This is a genomic window from Candidatus Zixiibacteriota bacterium (assembly GCA_022865345.1).
In the GTDB taxonomy this organism is placed as follows: Bacteria; Zixibacteria; MSB-5A5; order MSB-5A5; family RBG-16-43-9; genus RBG-16-43-9.
The window spans coordinates 17,005-36,334 of record JALHSU010000190.1 but is presented as its reverse complement, the minus strand read 5'-3'; the positions used below and the strand labels follow the sequence as shown (position 1 = coordinate 36,334).

Genomic DNA, 19,330 nt, shown 5'->3' with positions numbered 1-19,330 from the left:
TCTTTTAGCTGTGGTTTTGAATCTTTTCTCCGGGATAGATTTATTGTGGGCGCTGCTTTTAAGCGTCATCCTGTTTGCCATAGTAAATCTGGTCAAACCTGCTTCGCTTCTCAAAATAATCAGGGAGAACGTAACCTGGGAGATTATCATGCTGATTTTGGGGATAATGATCTTCAAAAAGATAATCGAAGTTTCCGGTGCAGTGACGGTAATTCCTCAGACTTTATCTGCCTGGGGAATCTCCCCAATTCTGGTGATTTGTCTGGTTCCTTTTACAGTCGGGGCTTTGACTGGTGTGACCACAGCTTTTATTGGAATATCTTATCCAATCCTTTTAAGTTTTCTAAAGCCGAATGGGGTGAACTACGGATATGCTATGTTAGCTTATGCCGCAGGTTTTACCGGGGTGATGCTCTCTCCAGTGCATTTATGTCTGGTTTTGACCAAGGATTATTTCAAAGCCTCTTTTTCCAAAATCTATAGATTGATAATTCCACCTTCGATTGTTTTGATGGTAGTGGCAGTGATTTTGGTGCTGTTAGGGTATCCCTGGGGGAAAATCCGGTAAGAAGGATTCGAGGGGATGAGCCCAGCCCGGGGAGAAACTAAATCTCAACAACATTTACTAGAATCAAAAGCTCGCTTGTTAAGCGCGCTGAGTCATGATCGGTTGGACTACATTCCTATCTATTTCTTAGAAGTTGATCAAAATTGCCCTCTAGTTTCTATCCGTAAACGTGCGTGAAATTCTGATACCGAAAATACTTATCGCCATAGCCCTATACACCACTGTCCGCCTCAAAATGTCTAAAAAAGTAGACACCTTTCAAAAAAATACTTGACAAGTCAGATTTCAAGTTATATATAATCAATAAGCTAAATCCACAAAAAGACCTTTAAAGGTCAGGGGAGGACCTGTTATGAGTTACCTATTTTCTAAAAGAGTATTTGGCGGGTTTGCACGTTCGATCATGCTACTATCGGTGGCAATAGGGATTCCGTTTGTGACTTTCTCCAATTCTTCACGTGCTCAGCCTCCTATACAACCTATCATACGAAGTGATACAGCTAATTTATCTATTATAGATAGAATGGCAAATTTGGGGCGCCCGAGACTTAAGACTTATAAACAAGCCCTTTTCTTATTGTTTAGTGATACTAACGGTAAGCGGCACTTACGAAGCACGTATAATTCAGATTTGACTGGCTGGAAGGAAGTAAATTTAGGGGGTTACCAAAGTTGGATAAATGATCCCTCGTTTATTAAACAACTTGGAGAATCCAGTGATTCCACTACATTGCTAGCATGGCTCGTCACGGACACAGATGTTATAGGATTTCTGGAAGTAAGTCCTAGTGGTAGTCAAGTCTCTTTTACACCTTCGCCAGTGTATCCTGCAGGAGCTATTGCGCCTGATTTTACATATGCCTATCATGCAGCGAGCCATTACTGGATTGTAGTTATACATAACCTTGCTATCAATCAAATCGACGTATGGTTGTTTGATAACGACAATAAACGGTTTGAAAGCGTGTTGCAGAATCCAAACTCACACACGGTTACTCTTCAAGTTTCAGGGAACCCATTGCTAGCGGTTTGGGGTGATAACATTCTTTTGAGGATCGGTTCTGATAAGTGGCTGACAGGTCGAATAGTTCCAGTATCCGCTGGTCCCGGGCTGCCACGCATCCAAATCATATGGAATTCACCATTTGACCTCCATATAGAAGGGCGTGAACCAATAAGGCTAGCAGTTGATCATAAAAAGGGTGTTTTGTATGCTGCGACTTTCGATGCACCGAGCACGAGAGGATTAGTTCGACATGATTACTATTTTTACAGTAGTACTGACGGCGTTCAGTGGTCTCGGTTATCCGAGCGTCTGAATGCAGGGCTAGACATGCAACGCAATTTTGACATAGGTGTCACACCCTCTGGTGGCTTAATGTTCATGGGTATCCGACAAATTGACAATGCAGCACAGATCGAGGTTTTCGAGCGGGGACAATGGAAAGACCTCAGTTCCAAGTGGCAAGACCTCCTTGGTCGGTCCCCAAGCTGGGCAACGGTCGTGCTTGCATCCGTAGGACTGCGGTTACTCCCTTAGCTAATTTGTCTGACAGTTTGAGCATGAAGTGAGGAAAAAGAGCACGTTACGACGGTAGCCTATTTGTAGCATTTGATCTCTCCGCTTAAGAAGTTAATGCGAGCCAACTTGCATCGTAGGTGATACCCTCAAAAACGTCGGGCATAAAGCCCGACGCTACGACCTGTAGCGGAAGGCTTCAGCCTTCCATTATTTAAATGGAAACCTGAAGGTTTCCGCCCTACGGGTCGTAAGGCTTTTACCGACTACATAAAACATCACGCTTTTCCTCTCCCGTGGTGAGAGGGAACACATCAAAATTTCTTAAACAAAAGGGGGAACTTTGAGTATATTAAATTGTATAAACTTGTAGAAAATGGGAGATCCCTTTGATGGAGCAAAGCCGGCCTGAAGGTCAGACTCGATCTTCTGATAAGGAATTGATGGAGAGATTCTTACGGGGTGAGGTGGAAGGGTTTAATCTCCTGGTCAAAAATTATAAAGTGAGGTTATTTTCCCTGCTTTACCGTCTGGTAGGCAACAAGGAGGAGGCTGAGGATATCTTGCAGGAGACTTTTTTGAGAGTCTACAAACAAAAGGAAAGTTACGATTTCAATTACTCTTTTTCCACCTGGATTTATACCATAGCCTTGAATCTTTGCAGGAATCTATACAAAAGGAAGAAAAAAGTCAGGTTTTTTGGAATGGATAGTCTGGTTAATCATCCGGATCCAAATTCGGAGAATCACGGGAACAGGAATCGCTTAAGCTCAATTTTGGAAGGGGCGATAAGCTCGCTTCCTTTCAAATACCGAACGGTTTTTCTCTTAAGGGACGTTGACCAGCTATCTTATGAAGAGGTCGCTTCGACTTTGAATTTACCTTTAGGCACGGTAAAATCCAGGGTTAACCGGGCAAGAAGGATTTTGCAGAAAAAATTGAGGCCAATGATGGAGGAATGCTATGAGCTGTCGAAAGATTCGCCGCTCTCTATCCCGATATTATAAAGGCGAGCTAACTGTAAAAGAAAAGGAATTGATTGACCAGCATATCCTGGCGTGTGAAGGTTGTTCCAGAGAAGCTCAGGGGTTCAGAGCCTTAAATGATGCGATTCCGGAACTGGATAGATTTGCACCATCCTCAGCATTTGAGTCGAAACTTGGACAAAAAATCAAAGAGCTTCCTTCTACAGAGAAAGAGCCAAAAGTAAAATCTTTGTTTACTGTTTTCCCCTCTCTGAGATGGGTATTTATTCCGGCGGCGGTTGTGGCATTGGCTCTATTTCTGGTTTTGAAAGGGGGATTTCATAAATCTCAGACGATTTCGGAAAAGCCTGAGACGGCAACTTCCGCTGAGACTTCGTTGGTGAGGACACCAACGAAGAGCGAGAATCCTTCTACGCTCACTGTTGGTCTCCAGACCAACAGTGGTAAAGTAGATTTACCTATAAAGAAAAAGGGGAGTCCCAGAGCAGTCTTTGTGATGGATAATTTAAGATTATCGGACCTGGAGGAATTGCCTGACAGCAGAATGCCGGAGCGCGGGTCGCCTAACTTTGTTATAGATGCGGTTAATTATAGACCGGTGGATAACAGACAAACCAATGTTGGATATATTCTGCCGGCGGTCTCATCCGCCAGCAGCAAAGTAAGAAAAGTTTATTGATAGGGAGGTTTATATGAGAATAAAAATTATATTGAACCTGGGCATTTTAGTTCTTTTGTCCCTATTTTTCAGCCGGTTTGAACCAGACTCATCATTCCTGGTTAGTTCTGCCTCAGCTCAAGACGTGCTGGAATCATTGGAGCAGAATATCACCAGTCTGGTGGAGTCGGTTAAGCCATCGCTGGTGACCATCGAGGCGGGAATTTTTCCCGAAGGAAGGGGAAAACTCTCTGAGCCGGCATCCTTCGTAGGCTCAGGCGTAATCTATTCACCAGACGGGTATATCCTGACTACTTCCAGCGTGGTGAGAGGGATGAAAGATTTCAGGGTAATAGGTTCTGATAAGAAAGAGTATGAGGCGAAACTGATTGGAACGGATTACCAGACCAATTTAGCTGTTTTGAAAATAGACGCCAAAGGTCTGAGACCGGCCGAGCTGGGTAACTCTGACAAAACAAAGGAAGGCTCCTGGGTCACAGTTGTGGGGAATTCATACGGGCTTCCGACTGCAGTCTCCTTCGGGATAGTCAACGGCATCAGAGATGATAAGACCATCCAGATGAGCGTCAACGTGAGTCCAGGAAATAGCGGAGGACCGGTATTAAACACCAGGGGAAAAGTAATCGGACTGGTTTCTGCCAAGCTTTCCGAGCCTTCGGTAATGGGATCTGTGAGGATATACGAGGAGGGGTTGAAGAGAAGTGTCACCATCCCGCCGACCCAGATCGAAGTACCCTCATCCGGGATCTCTCTGGCAATTCCGATGAACTCAGTCAAGGAGAAGGCGGATTGGATAATAAAACATGGCTCCAGCATTGAGAAGGGTTATCTGGGTGTTTATCTGGCAGACTTGGACGAGCAGACAAAAGCGGAGATCGGTGTGAAGGGAGGGGTTCTAGTCGATGGCGTGGTGCAGGGTAGTCCAGCAGACAAGGCAGGTTTGAGAGATCAGGACGTGGTGGTGGAATTCAACGACGAGAAAGTTGAGGACTCTGAGCATTTCAGGGAGCTAATTGAAAGTACCCGGCCTGATAAATCGGTAAGGCTAAGAGTGCTGCGGAATGGAAAAGAAAGGATTCTAAGCGCCAGACTTGGCAGGGCCGGGCCGGACTATAGCTTCTGGACGGGTCTGGAAAAGCTCTCCGAGGCGCTGGGAAAGGCAAATTTCGAGCAGGTGTACGACGAGCAGCAGAGTAAACTCCTGGAATCGCTTGACAAAGCGAAAATCGTCCAGGGCAAAGACCTGACAGAGCTAAGGAAAGAGATGGAAGAGTTTAAGAAGGAACTGGTGGACTTAAGTAAAGAGATTGAAAAACTGAGCAAGAAGATGGAGGAAGAGAAGAAATAAGGATTCGAGGAGTCAAGGGTTCAAGGGGAAAGAGAAATGACGCGAGCGTTGGTCGTTTCTCGTGACCGTAAAAAAGAGTGTAGAGACGCATAGCATGCGTCTCCAAGTTCGTTGCGTCCGGTCCTGCGGATCCGTTTCTCGGAGTTTATCCCGGACGTTTTTAATTGATAAGTTCGTAGGGCAAGGCTTTTAGCCTTGCCTTGCTTTTTTGTAAGGACAGAACATTGTTCTGTCCTCACGCTCTTTGTAGGGGCGTATGGCAATACGCCCCACCTATCTCTTTCAGGCTTGATTTTTCAAAGAGAATAGTTAAATTATATAAATCAAACAAAGAAGGAAAAGAGCCTATTACACTTTATTGGCTAAGGATGGTCAACATAGGGGAGTAAATAGAATATGAAATTTTGGTTAAGCATTATCTTGATAGTTGGTCCATTAATACTTGGTACATTTCTCTCCATAGCAAAAGAGCTAAAAAGAAGAACAAAAATAATTGTGTGGGTTATCTGTTTGTTAATCTGTTTCTGCGGCGTCTATTTATTAGTAGAACAAAAGAAAGCTGAAGAAGAAAAGGCTAAAGCCGAGAAATTTGAGCGTGAATTATTAGAAAGGCAGGAGTTACGTGGAAGGGGTCTTACACAAGAATACATAGATGGTCTGGGAGAAAATCCCTTGTTAAGACATTTCTTTAATTCTGGACAAAACTATAAGAAAGAATATAAGTTTAAACAGGCTATTAAGGAGTATGAAAAATGCCTATCACACCCGGGAGCTACACAGGAGAACAAAGTCGCCGCTAATATCCTCATAGGTAACTGCTATTATCTTTTATCAGAACTAAAAAAGGCAGAAAAGCATTATAAAGAAGCATTAACCATATCTGAAAAAGTAAAAGATAAAACTGAAAGATTAGAAGGAAAATCAGGAGCTCTTAACAACTTAGGTAATGTATATGCTGATTTAGGCGATTTCAAGAAGGCGATTGAGTATCATGAGAAGTCTTTAAATATCAAGAAAGAGAGAGGTGATAGAACAGGAGAATCAGTATGCTATGCAAATTTAGGCACTGTTTATGCTGACTTAGGCGATTTGAAGAAAGCGATTGAGTATTGTGAGAAGTCTTTAGGAATTTTTAAAGAGATAGGGGATAAAGCAGGAGAATCAAAATGCTATACAGGTTTAAGCAATGCTTATGATGGTTTAGGCGATTTCAAGAAGGCGATTGAGTATTGCGAGAAATCTTTAGAAATTGATAAAAAGATAGGTGATAAGGCAGGCGAATCAGCAAGCTATACAAATTTAGGTAATGCTTATTTTGGCTTATGTGATTTTAAGAAAGCTATTGAGTATTATTTGAATGCAGAGAAGATTTTTACCGAGACCGTGCAAACTCATTATCTCAAGATGGTTTATCATAATTTATCTCTTGCCTATGAAAAACTTGGAGATGATGAGAATGCGAAAAAATATAAGGGGTTGGCAAATTCTAAATAGTAAAAAGGCAGGCGTAAGGGCACGGCGCGCCGTGCCCTTACAAATTTTTATAATGTTTTCAAATAGGCGTCAATCGCACGGGCGGCTTTTTTGCCTGCACCTGCGGCTAAGATTACGGTTGCTCCGCCGGTGACTATGTCACCTCCGGCGAAAACACCTTTGCGCGAGGTCTGGCCAGTTTCAGGGTCAGCGGTTATGTTCCCCCATTTATTGATGTCTAATCCGGGAGTGGTTTTCGGGACCAATGGATTGGAGCTATTCCCAATGGCGACTATCACGGTATCCACATCCATTATATAATTGGAGCCTTCAACTGGAACTGGTCTTCTGCGTCCGGATTCGTCCGGCTCTCCTAATTTCATCCGGATACATTCCATCCCTTTGACCCAGCCATCCTCTGTCCCGTGGAATTTAATCGGGGCAGTCAGAAAGTCGAATTTCACTCCTTCTTGTTCTGCATGATGAATCTCATCTTTTCTGGCTGGCATCTCAGTTCGGGAGCGGCGATAGACTATATAGGCATTGTCTGCACCCAGTCTCAAAGCAGTTCTGACCGAATCCATAGCGGTATTTCCACCGCCCAGGACAGCAACATTTTTTCCTGAGAAGATAGGAGTATCGTTTTCCGGAAAGCTGTAAGCTTTCATCAAATTCGAGCGGGTCAGATATTCGTTTGAGGAATAAACGCCATTTAGATTTTCACCCGGAATCCTCATAAAATTGGGGAGTCCGGCTCCGGTCCCTATAAAGATCGCATGATACCCGGAAGCGAACAGGTCATCAATAGTCTCCAGCATCCCAATTACATTGCTGGTCTTAAACTCAACGCCTAATTTAGCCAGGTAGTCAACTTCAGATTGAACAATCGCCTTGGGCAATCTAAATTCCGGGATTCCGTAAACCAAAACTCCTCCGGCCTTGTGCAAAGCTTCAAATACTGTTACCTGATGTCCCATTTTTATCAGGTCACCAGCCACAGTCAGCCCAGCCGGACCTGAGCCAACTATCGCCACTTTTTTGCCAGTCGATTTCTCGATTTCAGGTATTTCTATTTCACCTGCTTCCCTTTCATAGTCTGCGGCAAACCTCTCTAAGTTACCTATGGCTACAGGCTGGTATTTCTTAGCTAAAACGCAGACCTTTTCACACTGGTCTTCCTGGGGGCAGACCCTGCCGCAGACTGCAGGTAAGCTATTGGTCTCTTTCAGCTTTTTTGCCGCGCCGATATAGTCACCTTCAGAAATAAATTTGATAAATCCAGGTATATCGATCTCCACCGGACAGCCGGCAATGCACAAAGGTTTTTTGCAGTACAAACAGCGCTGGGATTCGATCTTGGCTAATTCCTCAGTGTATCCGAAAGGAACTTCTTTGAAATTTTTGACCCTTTGCTCCGGTGTTTGCTCAGGCATCTTCTGCCTGGGGATACTGGTCTTTTTTGGGGTGCTCAATTTTGATTCCTCTTCAGGATGGTTTGTGGCTTTGATGGTGATGTGCAGACTGATCCATTCTGGAGACGAAATTATCCATAGCAACCTTTTCTTCTTTTAGATACATTCGCTGTCTTTTAAGCAGTTCCTCAAAATCAACCAGATGGGCATCAAAATCCGGTCCATCTACACAGGCGAACTTTGTCTGGTTCCCAACAGTTACCCTGCAGGCACCGCACATCCCGGTTCCATCTACCATTATCGGGTTCAGACTGATTATTGTCCTGACTTTGTAGGGTAATGTGACTCTGGCTAATGCCCGCATCATCAAAACCGGTCCAACTGAAAAGACGAAATCCACCTTTTCGCCTTTCTCTAATATTCCGGCTAAGACCTGGGTTACAAATCCGTGAAAACCATAACTTCCATCATCTGTCGATATAATCAGATTGTCGCAGGCGGCTATTGATTCATCCTCCATTATCAGAAGCTCTTTATTCCTAGCACCGATTATGGAGGTTACCTGATTCCCCACCTCTTTTAAAGCTTTTGCCACAGGATGAATCGGGGCAATCCCTATGCCTCCTCCCACGCACACGCAATTGCCGTATTTCTCTATATGAGTAGGGGTTCCCAGAGGACCCACCACGTCAGCAAGTAGGTCCCCTTCCTTGAGAGAACCCAGCTGCGCAGTCGATTTTCCCACCTCCTGAAAAACGATAGTCAAGATCCCGTTTTTCTTGTCCAAGTCCGCAATCGACATCGGGATTCTTTCTCCCGGCTCATCAATCCTTAAAATCACGAACTGTCCGGGTTTGGCTTTTTCCACTAAAAGGGGGAGATGAAATCTAATCCTGTGAATATTCGGAGCTAATTTGCTTTTCTCGATGATTTTTTCCAGAAATTCTCCTTTTTTTCATTATTTGATCTTGCTCTGCGTTGGTGTCCTCACCAACGCAGGCAACCTGTTAGTCTGGAGACCAACAGGCAGCGTCGGGTTTTAGTTGTTGGTCTGGAGACCAACAACCAGCGTCAACGCTGCGTCTCTTTTTCAATCTCTTCTACGAAATAGGTCTTGAAAAAATCAACCACCTCCTGGGAGGTAAAAACATTGATAGCTTCGTTATCTTTCATTTTTTCATATCTTTGCTTGAAATTTTCATCCTCCGCAACAAGGGAGTCGATCACTTTGACAACTGCATCATAGTTCTTAGAATCGAACTCAGCCCTGAGGTTCTGGGGCAGAATGTTGCGAAAATTGTCTAACCTTTGCTGTAAGTCCTGCACCCTGGATTTCTGGCATCCGGGCAAAGTCAATAAGAGAGTAACTATAAGAAACAGAATAAGAACATATTTATACACCTTTGGACATCTCCTTCAGGAATTTATCCACATCAATCACTTTCTGAGTTTCCTGAGCTATAACCAGCTCCTCATTGGTCGGAATAGCCAGGACCTTAACCCTGGTTTTGTCCTTGCTGATCAGAGCCTCCATCCCCACCGCCTCTTCGTTTCTGTCCTCGTCAATCTCAATCCCCAGGAACTCCAATCCTTCACAGCATTTTGCTCTGATTAAGGGAGAATTCTCACCCACTCCTGCAGTGAAGACCAAACAGTCCAGACCACCCATAGCTGCAGCATAGGCACCGATATATTTTTTTATGCGGTAGCAGTACATATCCAGAGCCAATTTAGAATTGGCATGCCCTTCCTTTGCTTCCTGGATAATGTCCCGCATATCGCTTGAATGGCCGGAGATACCCTGCATACCGGAATGTTTGTTCAAAAGAGTATTGGCTTCCTGCAGGGATAGCTCTTCCCGAGCCATTATGTGTAAGATCACAGCTGGGTCCAAATCCCCAGTTCTGGTTCCCATAAGGAGCCCTTCTAAGGGAGTAAATCCCATGCTGGTGTCTACAGATATCCCTCCATCTACTGCTGCCATACTGGCACCATTACCCAGATGGCAGGTAATTATCTTGAGTTCTTTAAGAGGCTTTTTCAATAACTCGGAAGCGCGTTTGGACACATAGAAATGAGAGGTCCCGTGAAAGCCATATCTTCGGATGCCGTATTTCTTATAAAGAATGTAGGGGAGTCCGTAGATGTAAGCATATTTTGGCATCTGCTGGTGAAAAGCGGTGTCGAAAACCGCAACCTGGGGGATATTCGGCAGAATCTTCTGACAGGCATTTATACCTCTGATATTGTGAGGATTATGCAGGGGGGCAAGCTCGATGCAGTTTCTCAACTCTGCCATCACCTCCGGGTTTATCAGGACCGACTCCGGGAATTTCTCGCCTCCATGCACCACCCGGTGACCAACTGCCGAAATCTCCGATTTGTCTTTGATCACACCATGGTTAGGGGAGAGGAGTATACTTATCACATACTCGATGGCAACGATATGGTCGATTATCTCCCCGGAGATCTTCACCTCTGGCCGGTCGTGCGGCTTGTGAGTCAGGACTGCATCGCTCATCCCTATCCTGGAGATCAAGCCTTTAGCTAAGGCATAGTTTTTGTCTATGTCGATAAGCTGATATTTAACCGAAGAGCTGCCGCAATTCAGAACTAAAATCTTCATCTTTTCTCCTGATTACAACTGCGTCATTCTGAGCCCGTAGGGCGAAGAATCTCTCTGCTAACGGGAAACAGATTCTTCGGTCGTCCATTTGGACTCCCTCAGAATGACAAATAAGACATTCACAGTTATTCTTTTATCCTATTTCCCTCTGCATCGTATTTGAAAAATCCCTGTCCGGTTTTTTGTCCAAGATGTCCCGCACGAACCAGTTTTCTCAGAAGGGGACAGGGGTTATACTTGTGTTCAGAAAGTTCATTTAACAGGTTTTCCATCCAGCTCATCACCACATCCAAGCCCATCATATCCGCCAGAGCTAAAGGACCTATGTTAAACCCGAACCCTAATCTCATAGCAGTATCAATATCCTCAGCTGAGGCGATTCCTTCCATCAGAACGTGCATCGCCTCATTCAGAAAAGGAACGATTATGCGGGTGGTAACGTATCCGGGATATTCGTATACCGTGACCGGAGTCTTGTTCAGCTGGTCTGCGAAATCCTTGATCGCATCATAGGTCTCTTTAGAGGTTTTCAGGCCCCTGACGATCTCCACTAAAGGAACCTTGGTAACCGGAAAAAGAAAGTGCATTCCAATGACCCGGTCCGGCCTTTTGGTGAACGAGGCTAACTCGGTTATGGATAAGGTAGAGGTATTGGTGATTATGATGGTCTCGGGAGAGCAGTTCAAATCCAGGCTCTGGAAAACTTCCTTTTTTGCCTCCAGGCTTTCGGGGACTGATTCAATCACGATCTTGACATCGCAGGCTTCCTCCAGGGAGGTCGTAGGCGTAATCCTGGAGAGGATTGCTTTTTTTTCACTCCTGGTCAGACCCCATTTCTCGATCTCGTTATCCATTATCTCTGAGAGGATATGCATGCTATTCTTCAAAATCTCTTCAGTCTTATCCACCAGCACCACCTCGCAGCCGGTGGAGGAGACTAATTCGGAAATCCCTCTTCCCATAACCCCGGCTCCCATGACTACAACTTTATTGACTGGCATAGATACCTCACATGCTAAATGACGAATGATTAATAACGAATACCTAATAAAAAAGATGTAGGGCAAGGCTTCAGCCTTGCTACAGTTTTTAATAAACTCAGGTCAGAATCGCGTAGCCGAGCCTTTAGGGCTTGGCGGAGGTCTAAAACCTCCGCTACGCGTTATAATGCACACCGTTCTCTTTTTTGACTACGCCAAAATACTCCCTTTATCCCTAAAACTCCTCAACCCTTTATCCTTGTACCAATTCCAAAGAGTGAAAAAATATAATAATAAAATTTATTTTTTTTAGCAAGCCAATTTTTAGATAGTTTGTAAGAAATTTCACAAGCTCTAAATTTAACTCCTTTTGTAGTTTAAAATTACAAAAAATCTCAGAGAAATTTTATTTTTCCCTTGACAACGGGGATTAGATTGATTTAAATAGGGTGAATTCCTTGAAAAACTAAACAAGAGATTATTATTTATTAAGATTTTGTCCCGCCTCTGGGGGATGAGGTTGTGGATTAACAATCCTTAAGAAAAGAGGTCCCCAGCCCAAACTTGTTAAGGTTTCTTCCACAGGTTATTCTGGGTCCGAAGGACGAAGAATCTGAATTTTATCCGCATAAGGTGGATAGCCTTATCCTTAAATTCAATATTACTTAGAAGAGGTTTTATGTCTCTGAAAATTTAGATTTGGTTTGGTATTGTGAATGTTTATCTAACATTTTCAAGGAGGTGTTTATGAATTCAATCTTAACATCTTAGTTTAAGAATGTAGGTTCTCATCTTGGAACACAGAAAGGAGGAATAAGATGATGACGAAAAAACGTATTTTAATTGTTATGCTCACAATAGCCCTGTGGGCGATGTTAGGGGGTGAGCAAACCTGGTGTGATGATAAGCCAAGTCCCCAGAAGTATTTGGATTTGTTAGAAAGGGAGTTTGGCACGCGCGAACCTGTAGCAGGGGTTTCTAAAACGGTTAGTCTTGAAGAGCTTGGTCCAGATGCACCAACAGACCCAGCCTGGGGACCGGCAGAAGGGAAAGCTCCAGCGCCAGGTTGCGACTGGTACTATTATTGGCTACCGAACACTGACTTAGTTAATAGTCTAAATATAGATTTTCTAAAACTTAGAGATCCGGCCTGGGGACAGGGACCTGTAAACTTTTTCCCTGGTGGATTAGTTATACCTCCAAACAGTGTTAGGACGGGTTGGGTATTAGTCAATTTCTGTGCTACTCATTTAGAGGTACAATATAGGCTAAGTAATTTAACCACTAAAACCAATCAAGCATTTTGGACTAACTGGGTGCCGTATGGTTTTATATGGCAATGGAAGCATATACAACTGGTTTGGCCACAGCCCCCTCCAGCGGTATTGTTTATAATACAAGCATGGGATCCACCCTCCTTACTACCGAGTGATTTCTGTTATCATGGTCAAGTTCCTATAGATACAGCTACAGTATGTCATCAGCACCCTGATAGCGTCTCTTATCAAGTTGCTTCTGGAGGACAGATGATATCCTTCCTCACCAAGAATGGTCTTATTGGTCTTATAATTGTATTTTTAGCAATAGCCTCCTGGGTGTTTTTCTGGAAGAGAAAGGTAGTAGGTGTCCGGTCGTAGGGGATTGATGTCCAGGAAAAGATTATGAAACCAAGTGAACACCGCAAGGAAAAACAAGAGATAAAACAGGCAACAAGGAAAGCAAAAAAAGAAATTCTGCGATTTTATCTGCTTTTTCCTGTGTTTTTATTCATAATCTTTTTTGTATATCCATTTATCAGCCCATATTTCAATTCTCAGTTGGTCACAATTTCGAGCTGGACCGCTGGTTTATTGGGATTCATTCTAAATCTTTTTGGAATAAATGCTCATACCAGCGGTCCTGTGCTTGCTTTGAATAAGCTGTCAATTAGGGTGGTGAGTGATTGTCTGGGATTATCTGAGATATTAATCCTAATATCTGTAATCGTGGCTTTTCCGGCCAATTATAAAAAGAAATTGCTAGGCATACTTTTCGGTATACCAGTGCTTTATTTGATTAATTTACTCAGAGTTTTATTCATCTCCGTTTTAGGCAACTGGAATCCAAAAACTTTCAATTTCATGCATATTTACTTCTGGCAGGTTGCGGGGATTTTGATAGTGGGAGGGATCTGGTTTTTCTGGATAGAAAAAATTGTAAAATATGAAAAAGAAACCAGAGATATTTATTCTTAAGGTATTGAGTTTATCCTTATTTCTATATGTTCTATGGTATTGGAGAGGAGAAAGCTATTCTCTTTCGGTTATCGTTGGATTTTTAAAGCATCTCTTCTGGACTTTTGGAATGAGGATTAAAGTTCTTTGGTATCCTAAAGAGCTTTACAATAATATTATACCGTTCATCTCACTTATGTTGATAACTGAAGACATAGAGATTGGAAAACGAATATTAAAGTTAGTAATTGGAGTGTCTGTTCTAGTTGGATACCATATACTATTGTCTGTAGTAGTAGGTCTTTTTTACAACGATTACCAAATTCCACCCTCAGCATTGTATTATAAACTCAAGGTCCCTTTTTATCTTTTTAGTCAAACCTTGCCTTTCCTTTTGTGGGCAATTTTGGCTAAAAAGAATTTGCTAAATCTGTTTATGCCTAAGAAAGTTTTAGCTATAAAATAGCAGTAAGGGCGTTTAATCTTATGGGTCCAATTCCCGGATTGAACGCTCCTACAGACCTCATGGACCCTTGAAGGGTCGCACTACGAAAATAATATAGGGGCACGGTGCACCGTGCCCCTATATCTACATCTTATTATTTCTTTACATAGCAGGAGGCTCTTCTTCACCAGTTCCAGTTTCGGTTTTTTCCTCCTCAGCAGGCAAGGGCCCGATCTTTTTCTCCAGCTCCTCCATCTTCGGCTCTTCGACTAATTCCTTCACCTTGACCGTCTTGGTCGGATGTTTGGAAAGGTATGCTTCTAACTCGGCTTTTTCCCTATCCTTGTAGTATTCGCCTACTGACAGGACTATCTTCCTGGCGGGCTGGTCAAATTCGATCACCTTAAGAGGTACCAAATCTCCTGCGGAGAAAGCATCAGAGGGTTTGGTCAAATCCGGTTTTCCGAGTTGATCCGTGGGCACAAAACCTTCCATCTCTCCTTCCAGTTCAACCATTACTCCCCGATCCAGCAGTCGGATGATCTTTCCCTGGGTCTCAGCCCCGATTCTGTATTTTTTGGAAAGTGTGGGCCAGGGATCCTCTTTTAGCTGTTTATAACCCAGAGATATCCTGCGGTTTTCCTTATCGATGTTCAGAACCGCTACCTCAACCCTTTCGCCTTTCCTCATAACCTCACCCGGATGCTGAATTCTTTTGGTCCAGGAAAGATCAGAGATATGGACCAGTCCATCCACCCCTTCCTCCAGCTCAATAAAGGTGCCGAAGGCAGTCAGATTTCTCACCTTGCCTGACACTCTGGAACCTACTGGATATTTCCTTTCAATTGCATCCCAGGGGTCTGGTTCCATCTGCTTTATGCCTAAGGAAATCCTCTCATTAGCTTTATCCACTGAAAGAACCACTGCTTCAACCATGTCCCCAACTCCCAAGAGCTTGGAAGGATGCTTGATATGCTTGGTCCAGGACATCTCAGAGATATGAATTAAGCCTTCAATCCCTTTATCCAGTTCCACAAATGCACCATAGTCGGTTATCGAAACCACTTTTCCCCGCACTCTTTTACCTATGGGATATCTTTGCTCGATATTATCCCAGGGATAAGGGGTAAGCTGCTTTAAACCTAAGGAGATCCTTCCCGTGGATTTATCAAAGTCCAGTATCTTGACGTTGATCTTGTCACCTAAGGCGACTACTTCGCTCGGGTGAGAAACCCTGCCCCAGGAGAGGTCGGTTATATGCAGAAGACCATCCACTCCGCCTAAATCGATGAAAACTCCGAAATCGGTGATGTTTTTCACCACACCTTCTCTTACCTGTCCAGTCTCGATTTCGGTCAAGAGCTTGGTCTTCTGTTGTTCTCTTTCCTCCTCCAGGACCGCTCTGCGGGAGACCACTATGTTTCTCCTGCTTTTGTTCAGTTTTATGATGCGCAACTGCATGTTTTTTCCCAGAAGAGCATCGAAATCCGGAACCTGTTTCAGGGCTATCTGTGAGCCGGGCAAAAAGGCATCCACTCCCATCAGGTCCACCACTATGCCGCCTTTGATCCTTTTCAGAAGTTTGCCTTCTACTAAAGTTCCTTTTTCATACGACTCCCTTATCCTGTCCCAGACCCGGATGAAATCCGCTTTCTGTTTGGAAAGGACCAGTTGTCCGTTCTGATCTTCTATGGTCTCCAAAAAGACATCGATCTCATCTCCAATTTTCAATTGCTCCATATCTGAAAATTCAGAGAGCGGGATGATTCCTTCTGACTTAAAGCCGACGTCCACGATCACGTCATCTTTGGTTATGCGCAGGACCTTACCCTTAACTATCTCTCCTTCCCTTACCTCCTTAAAAGTCTGCTCGTACAGGGAGAGCATCTTCTGAAACTCCTCAGGCGAGTATTCCTTTTCCTCCTCTAACCTGGGTAGAATTACCGGCTCTTTTTTCTCTTTTATTATCCTTCTTTCTTTTCTCTCCGGCTTAAGTTCTGGTTTTTCAATCAGCTCTGTTGCCTGAGCTTCGAGCGGTGCCTTTGGTTTCTTTCTGGAAACCGCAGCGGGCTTAGGTTTTTTCACACCTCCTTTCTTCTTACCTTTGTCAGTCTTGGCGACTGCAGGTTTTTTTGGCTTTTTCTTCTCGGCCATTAAACAGTTCCTCCTTTATATGGAATTTGTCCTTGCGGGACATTTTTTTCTTTTTGAATTTAAGTCAAATCTCTGATCTTTTCCACCACCTGATTGATAATCCAGTTAGGGGTTGAAGTTCCTCCAGTAACCCCTATACTTCTTATTCCCTTAAACCATCTGCTTTTTAGTTCCGAAGCAGTCTCTATGTGATAAGTTGTTTTCCCTTTTTCCCGGCAGAGCTTGGCCAAGCGGGAGGTGTTGGCTGAGTTCTTCCCGCCGACCACAATCATCAAGTCCACGTCTTTTGTCATTTCCAGAGTAGCTTTCTGGGTATTAGCGGTAGCGTTACATGTAGTATTGAAAATTTTTATCTCCTTTGCCTTCTCCAGAAGCTTGCCTGTAACCTGTTTAAACGTATCCAGATTCAAAGTGGTTTGAGCTATCAGCCCGATCCTTTTCCCTTTGAAAGAGTCAAGCTCCCTGGTATCACTATTTATAACCTTTGCCTGGTCATCCGCATATCCTATTATCCCCTGAACCTCCGGATGATGAGCTTCTCCAATCACCACCACCTGATAACCTTCCTTATGCAAAGCTCTGGCGTTCCTCTGAGCTCTTCTCACAAAGGGACAGGTGGCATCGATTATCTTTAATCCTTTCTTTTTTGCCTCCAGCAAAATCCGGGGGTGCACTCCATGGGAGCGGATGATCAGGGTTCCGGATTTAATTTTTTTCAAATTTTGAACCGGGTGCACGCCTTCTCTTTTCAGTTCATCCACCACCTGGGGGTTATGAATCAAAGGACCAAAGGTGTAGACCTTTTTCCCGGTTTTCTTGGCTTTTTCAAATGCCAGATTTATCGCTCTTTTGACTCCAAAACAAAAACCTGCATTTTTTACCACAAAAATCTGCATCTTCACACAGTCACCTTACTTCTCTTCTTTCAGGTCTTTAATCCTCTGCATAATCTTATGGGTAAGCCTTAAATATCCCTCCTTATTCCCGGGTATGCAGAAAAGTTCTTCCGGCTTTATGGGGAAGCCGAACTTGATTCTGATTTTTCTTCTCTGGAAAAAAGCCTTAAGCCAGCTTCCGGAATAGTCTATACAGGCTGGCACGATCGGTGCCCCGGTTTCCAGGGCTAATTTAGCCACGCCTAATTTAGGCTCTCTCAAGCTTCCATCCTTACTCCGGGTGCCTTCAGGGAAAACCAGAAGGGCGTTTCCCCCTCTCAGCACCTGGGTGGCTCTTTTTATTCCCTCCCGATCAAAACTTCCCCGGGAGATCGGGAAAGCGTTGAATTTGCTTATTAACCAGCCAAATAAAGAATTTTCAAAAAGCTCCTCTTTTGCCATATAGTAAAGCTCCCTGGGGCTGGCGCTTCCTATTAAAGGAGGATCAAAATAGGCTATATGATTGGCAGCTATCAAGACTGCTCCTTGTGCCGGAATATGCTCACTCCCTTGTTTTTCCATTCCGCGCAGGATCCCGATTATCAGCTTAATCATGGCCACGGCTGCCTGATAATGGAATCTCATCTTTTTTTGCTTTTTTCATACAACTGAACGATTTTTTCCACCTGATCCTGGATGGAAAGATTAGTGGTATCGACTATTATAGCCTCAGGGTCTTTCTTCAACGGGCTTGCCTCTCTTTCGGAATCGATTTTATCTCTTCCGGAAAGCTCTTTTTCCTGTTCCTTTAGGGTAGTATTTATTCCTTTCCCTTTGAATTCAAGCATTCTCCTTTTAGCTCTCTCTTTTATGTCGCAATCCAGGTAAACCTTAAGAGTGGCATCCGGAAATACTACGGTGGTGGTGTCTCTTCCTTCTGCTACTAAATCATGTTTTTGTCCTATTTCTTTCTGTTTGGACACCAGTGCGGCTCGGACTTCCTTATGCAAAGAAACCTCAGACACCAGCTTGTTTATCTCCGGTTTCCGGATAAGCTCGGTAACGTCCTCTCCATCCAGACAGACTTTACTTATGCCATCCTCATCCATCAAATCAAGTTTTGACTCCCGGGCTATGCCGGCAAGAGCTTTCCCATCTTCAGGGCTTATCCTATTTCTTAATGCTTTCAAGGTGATGGCTCTATACATAGCTCCGGTATCCAGATAGATAAATCCCAATCTTCTGGCTACCAGTTTAGCAGTGGTGCTTTTCCCGGAACTGGCTGGACCATCTATGGCTATAACCTGTTTTCTCATCTGTAAAAAAACAACTTGATAATTCGTTTCAACTTCAAAATTCGGAACTGGAATTTTGAGTCTAACGGACGTCGTTTTAGAGATTATCTTCGATTCCTTCAGGAGGGAGTTTGGCTGTCAGACTTTCCTGCAGGTTTAAATCGTTGATATTTTCAACTACTTCTTCGGATGAAAAGGTAGCCGCTCTTTCTTTTTCCCTTGACTGAAGCAAGGCTTCCAGCTCTTCTATTTTGGGGAGGTCCTTTAAGTCTTTAAGCCCGAAATAGACCAGGAACTCCGGAGTGGTCCCGTAGATTAAAGGATGCCCCACACCTTCCTCCCGTCCCAGAATAGTGATAAGTTTCCTCTCTAAAAGGGTGTGCAGCACTCCTCCAGAGTCAACGCCTCTTATATGGTCAACTACCGATTTCACCACCGGCTGGCGATAAGCGATGATAGCCAAGGTTTCCAGTCCTGCTTGGGAAAGCCTCTGTGCCCTTCTCAGAGTATAAAGCTGGTCTATATAGGGTGAGTATTCAGGCAGGGTATACATCTGATACCCTTCGGCAATTTCCCTTATAGCGAAGCTGTGATTATTCTCCCGGTATTTCAGGTTCAGCTCCTGGATGATCGATTTTATCTCATCAACTGAGAGCTCTTCTAAAACCGCTTTCAATCTGCTCAAAGGCAAAGGAATATCTGAGGCAAAAAGCAAAGATTCAACCACCAAATGATAATTCAGCTCGCCTGACAATTT

The 19,330-nt window shown here is 43.8% G+C and carries 19 protein-coding genes; 9 read left to right on the top strand and 10 right to left on the bottom strand.

The genetic code is table 11. The features are described from left to right. The 6 genes from MUP17_09350 to MUP17_09325 form a co-directional block, all read left to right on the top strand. Positions 1 to 568 (top strand): DUF401 family protein (locus MUP17_09350; GenBank protein ID MCJ7459183.1); only part of this gene is annotated, 568 nt, incomplete at its 5' end. A gap of 352 nt (positions 569 to 920) precedes the next feature. After that, positions 921 to 2,108: a hypothetical protein gene (locus tag MUP17_09345; protein MCJ7459182.1), complete on the top strand. Its 1,188-nt coding sequence runs from the start codon at positions 921 to 923 to the stop codon at positions 2,106 to 2,108. Between the two features lie 371 nt (positions 2,109 to 2,479). Next, positions 2,480 to 3,094 carry an RNA polymerase sigma factor gene (locus MUP17_09340; protein MCJ7459181.1) on the top strand — a complete coding sequence of 205 codons (615 nt, stop codon included), beginning with the start codon at positions 2,480 to 2,482 and terminating at the stop codon, positions 3,092 to 3,094. After that, the gene (locus MUP17_09335; GenBank protein MCJ7459180.1) at positions 3,051 to 3,752 is read left to right on the top strand and encodes a zf-HC2 domain-containing protein; all 702 of its coding nucleotides are present in this window, start codon (positions 3,051 to 3,053) and stop codon (positions 3,750 to 3,752) included. The genes MUP17_09340 and MUP17_09335 overlap by 44 nt, the downstream gene beginning before the upstream one ends. Before the next feature lie 13 nt (positions 3,753 to 3,765). After that, positions 3,766 to 5,100, top strand: a complete 1,335-nt coding sequence (locus MUP17_09330; GenBank protein MCJ7459179.1) for a trypsin-like peptidase domain-containing protein — start codon at positions 3,766 to 3,768, stop codon at positions 5,098 to 5,100. Between the two features lie 396 nt (positions 5,101 to 5,496). Then, a complete protein-coding gene (locus MUP17_09325; protein MCJ7459178.1) occupies positions 5,497 to 6,594 on the top strand; it encodes a tetratricopeptide repeat protein in 1,098 nt (365 codons plus the stop codon). 47 nt (positions 6,595 to 6,641) lie between these two features. Here the strand turns inward: MUP17_09325 and gltA are convergent, their stop codons facing one another. The 5 genes from gltA to MUP17_09300 all read right to left on the bottom strand — a co-directional run bounded on the left by gltA (position 6,642) and on the right by MUP17_09300 (position 11,612). Further along, positions 6,642 to 8,006: an NADPH-dependent glutamate synthase gene (gene gltA / locus MUP17_09320; protein MCJ7459177.1), complete on the bottom strand. Its 1,365-nt coding sequence runs from the start codon at positions 8,004 to 8,006 to the stop codon at positions 6,642 to 6,644. 52 nt (positions 8,007 to 8,058) lie between these two features. After that, positions 8,059 to 8,925 (bottom strand): sulfide/dihydroorotate dehydrogenase-like FAD/NAD-binding protein, encoded by an 867-nt coding sequence (locus MUP17_09315; protein MCJ7459176.1) that lies wholly within the window; start codon positions 8,923 to 8,925, stop codon positions 8,059 to 8,061. Positions 8,926 to 9,056: 131 nt separating this feature from the next. Beyond that, positions 9,057 to 9,386 carry a hypothetical protein gene (locus MUP17_09310; GenBank protein MCJ7459175.1) on the bottom strand — a complete coding sequence of 110 codons (330 nt, stop codon included), beginning with the start codon at positions 9,384 to 9,386 and terminating at the stop codon, positions 9,057 to 9,059. Continuing rightward, positions 9,379 to 10,611 (bottom strand): acetate kinase, encoded by a 1,233-nt coding sequence (locus tag MUP17_09305; GenBank protein MCJ7459174.1) that lies wholly within the window; start codon positions 10,609 to 10,611, stop codon positions 9,379 to 9,381. Before MUP17_09305 ends, MUP17_09310 begins: the two co-directional genes overlap by 8 nt. A gap of 125 nt (positions 10,612 to 10,736) precedes the next feature. Next, positions 10,737 to 11,612 (bottom strand): 3-hydroxyacyl-CoA dehydrogenase NAD-binding domain-containing protein, encoded by an 876-nt coding sequence (locus tag MUP17_09300; GenBank protein ID MCJ7459173.1) that lies wholly within the window; start codon positions 11,610 to 11,612, stop codon positions 10,737 to 10,739. 797 nt (positions 11,613 to 12,409) lie between these two features. Between MUP17_09300 and MUP17_09295 the strand changes: the two genes are divergently transcribed. The 3 genes from MUP17_09295 to MUP17_09285 are packed head-to-tail and all read left to right on the top strand — an operon-like array spanning position 12,410 to position 14,270. Then, complete coding sequence (locus MUP17_09295; protein ID MCJ7459172.1) at positions 12,410 to 13,228, top strand: hypothetical protein; 819 nt, start codon at positions 12,410 to 12,412, stop codon at positions 13,226 to 13,228. Between the two features lie 24 nt (positions 13,229 to 13,252). After that, positions 13,253 to 13,825 (top strand): exosortase H, encoded by a 573-nt coding sequence (gene xrtH, locus MUP17_09290; GenBank protein ID MCJ7459171.1) that lies wholly within the window; start codon positions 13,253 to 13,255, stop codon positions 13,823 to 13,825. Beyond that, a complete protein-coding gene (locus tag MUP17_09285; protein ID MCJ7459170.1) occupies positions 13,794 to 14,270 on the top strand; it encodes a hypothetical protein in 477 nt (158 codons plus the stop codon). Before xrtH ends, MUP17_09285 begins: the two co-directional genes overlap by 32 nt. A gap of 141 nt (positions 14,271 to 14,411) precedes the next feature. Here MUP17_09285 and rpsA read toward each other — a convergent pair whose 3' ends face one another. From rpsA to scpB, 5 genes are all read right to left on the bottom strand, one after another. Further along, positions 14,412 to 16,403 carry a 30S ribosomal protein S1 gene (rpsA, locus tag MUP17_09280; protein ID MCJ7459169.1) on the bottom strand — a complete coding sequence of 664 codons (1,992 nt, stop codon included), beginning with the start codon at positions 16,401 to 16,403 and terminating at the stop codon, positions 14,412 to 14,414. A 59-nt stretch (positions 16,404 to 16,462) separates the two neighbouring features. Further along, entirely contained in the window at positions 16,463 to 17,299 is an 837-nt protein-coding gene (locus tag MUP17_09275) for a 4-hydroxy-3-methylbut-2-enyl diphosphate reductase (protein ID MCJ7459168.1), read from the bottom strand. A gap of 15 nt (positions 17,300 to 17,314) precedes the next feature. Then, positions 17,315 to 17,923, bottom strand: coding sequence for a 1-acyl-sn-glycerol-3-phosphate acyltransferase (locus MUP17_09270; protein ID MCJ7459167.1), 609 nt, complete (start codon positions 17,921 to 17,923; stop codon positions 17,315 to 17,317). Then, a complete protein-coding gene (gene cmk / locus MUP17_09265) occupies positions 17,920 to 18,594 on the bottom strand; it encodes a (d)CMP kinase (GenBank protein MCJ7459166.1) in 675 nt (224 codons plus the stop codon). The genes MUP17_09270 and cmk overlap by 4 nt, the downstream gene beginning before the upstream one ends. Positions 18,595 to 18,670: 76 nt before the next feature. After that, positions 18,671 to 19,327 (bottom strand): SMC-Scp complex subunit ScpB, encoded by a 657-nt coding sequence (gene scpB / locus MUP17_09260; GenBank protein MCJ7459165.1) that lies wholly within the window; start codon positions 19,325 to 19,327, stop codon positions 18,671 to 18,673. Between the last annotated feature and the right edge of the window lie 3 nt (positions 19,328 to 19,330).

What these genes read in the sequence shown, in the direction of transcription:
- MUP17_09295 (MCJ7459172.1), top strand. Translation starts at nt 12,410, where the DNA reads ATGATGACGAAAAAACGTATTTTAATTGTTATGCTCACAATAGCCCTG.
- rpsA (MCJ7459169.1), bottom strand. Translation starts at nt 16,403, where the DNA reads ATGGCCGAGAAGAAAAAGCCAAAAAAACCTGCAGTCGCCAAGACTGAC.
- MUP17_09330 (MCJ7459179.1), top strand. Translation starts at nt 3,766, where the DNA reads ATGAGAATAAAAATTATATTGAACCTGGGCATTTTAGTTCTTTTGTCC.
- MUP17_09345 (MCJ7459182.1), top strand. Translation starts at nt 921, where the DNA reads ATGAGTTACCTATTTTCTAAAAGAGTATTTGGCGGGTTTGCACGTTCG.
- cmk (MCJ7459166.1), bottom strand. Translation starts at nt 18,594, where the DNA reads ATGAGAAAACAGGTTATAGCCATAGATGGTCCAGCCAGTTCCGGGAAA.
- gltA (MCJ7459177.1), bottom strand. Translation starts at nt 8,006, where the DNA reads ATGCCTGAGCAAACACCGGAGCAAAGGGTCAAAAATTTCAAAGAAGTT.
- MUP17_09300 (MCJ7459173.1), bottom strand. Translation starts at nt 11,612, where the DNA reads ATGCCAGTCAATAAAGTTGTAGTCATGGGAGCCGGGGTTATGGGAAGA.
- MUP17_09340 (MCJ7459181.1), top strand. Translation starts at nt 2,480, where the DNA reads ATGGAGCAAAGCCGGCCTGAAGGTCAGACTCGATCTTCTGATAAGGAA.
- MUP17_09325 (MCJ7459178.1), top strand. Translation starts at nt 5,497, where the DNA reads ATGAAATTTTGGTTAAGCATTATCTTGATAGTTGGTCCATTAATACTT.
- MUP17_09335 (MCJ7459180.1), top strand. Translation starts at nt 3,051, where the DNA reads ATGAGCTGTCGAAAGATTCGCCGCTCTCTATCCCGATATTATAAAGGC.
- xrtH (MCJ7459171.1), top strand. Translation starts at nt 13,253, where the DNA reads ATGAAACCAAGTGAACACCGCAAGGAAAAACAAGAGATAAAACAGGCA.
- MUP17_09275 (MCJ7459168.1), bottom strand. Translation starts at nt 17,299, where the DNA reads ATGCAGATTTTTGTGGTAAAAAATGCAGGTTTTTGTTTTGGAGTCAAA.
- MUP17_09270 (MCJ7459167.1), bottom strand. Translation starts at nt 17,923, where the DNA reads ATGAGATTCCATTATCAGGCAGCCGTGGCCATGATTAAGCTGATAATC.
- MUP17_09305 (MCJ7459174.1), bottom strand. Translation starts at nt 10,611, where the DNA reads ATGAAGATTTTAGTTCTGAATTGCGGCAGCTCTTCGGTTAAATATCAG.
- MUP17_09285 (MCJ7459170.1), top strand. Translation starts at nt 13,794, where the DNA reads ATGAAAAAGAAACCAGAGATATTTATTCTTAAGGTATTGAGTTTATCC.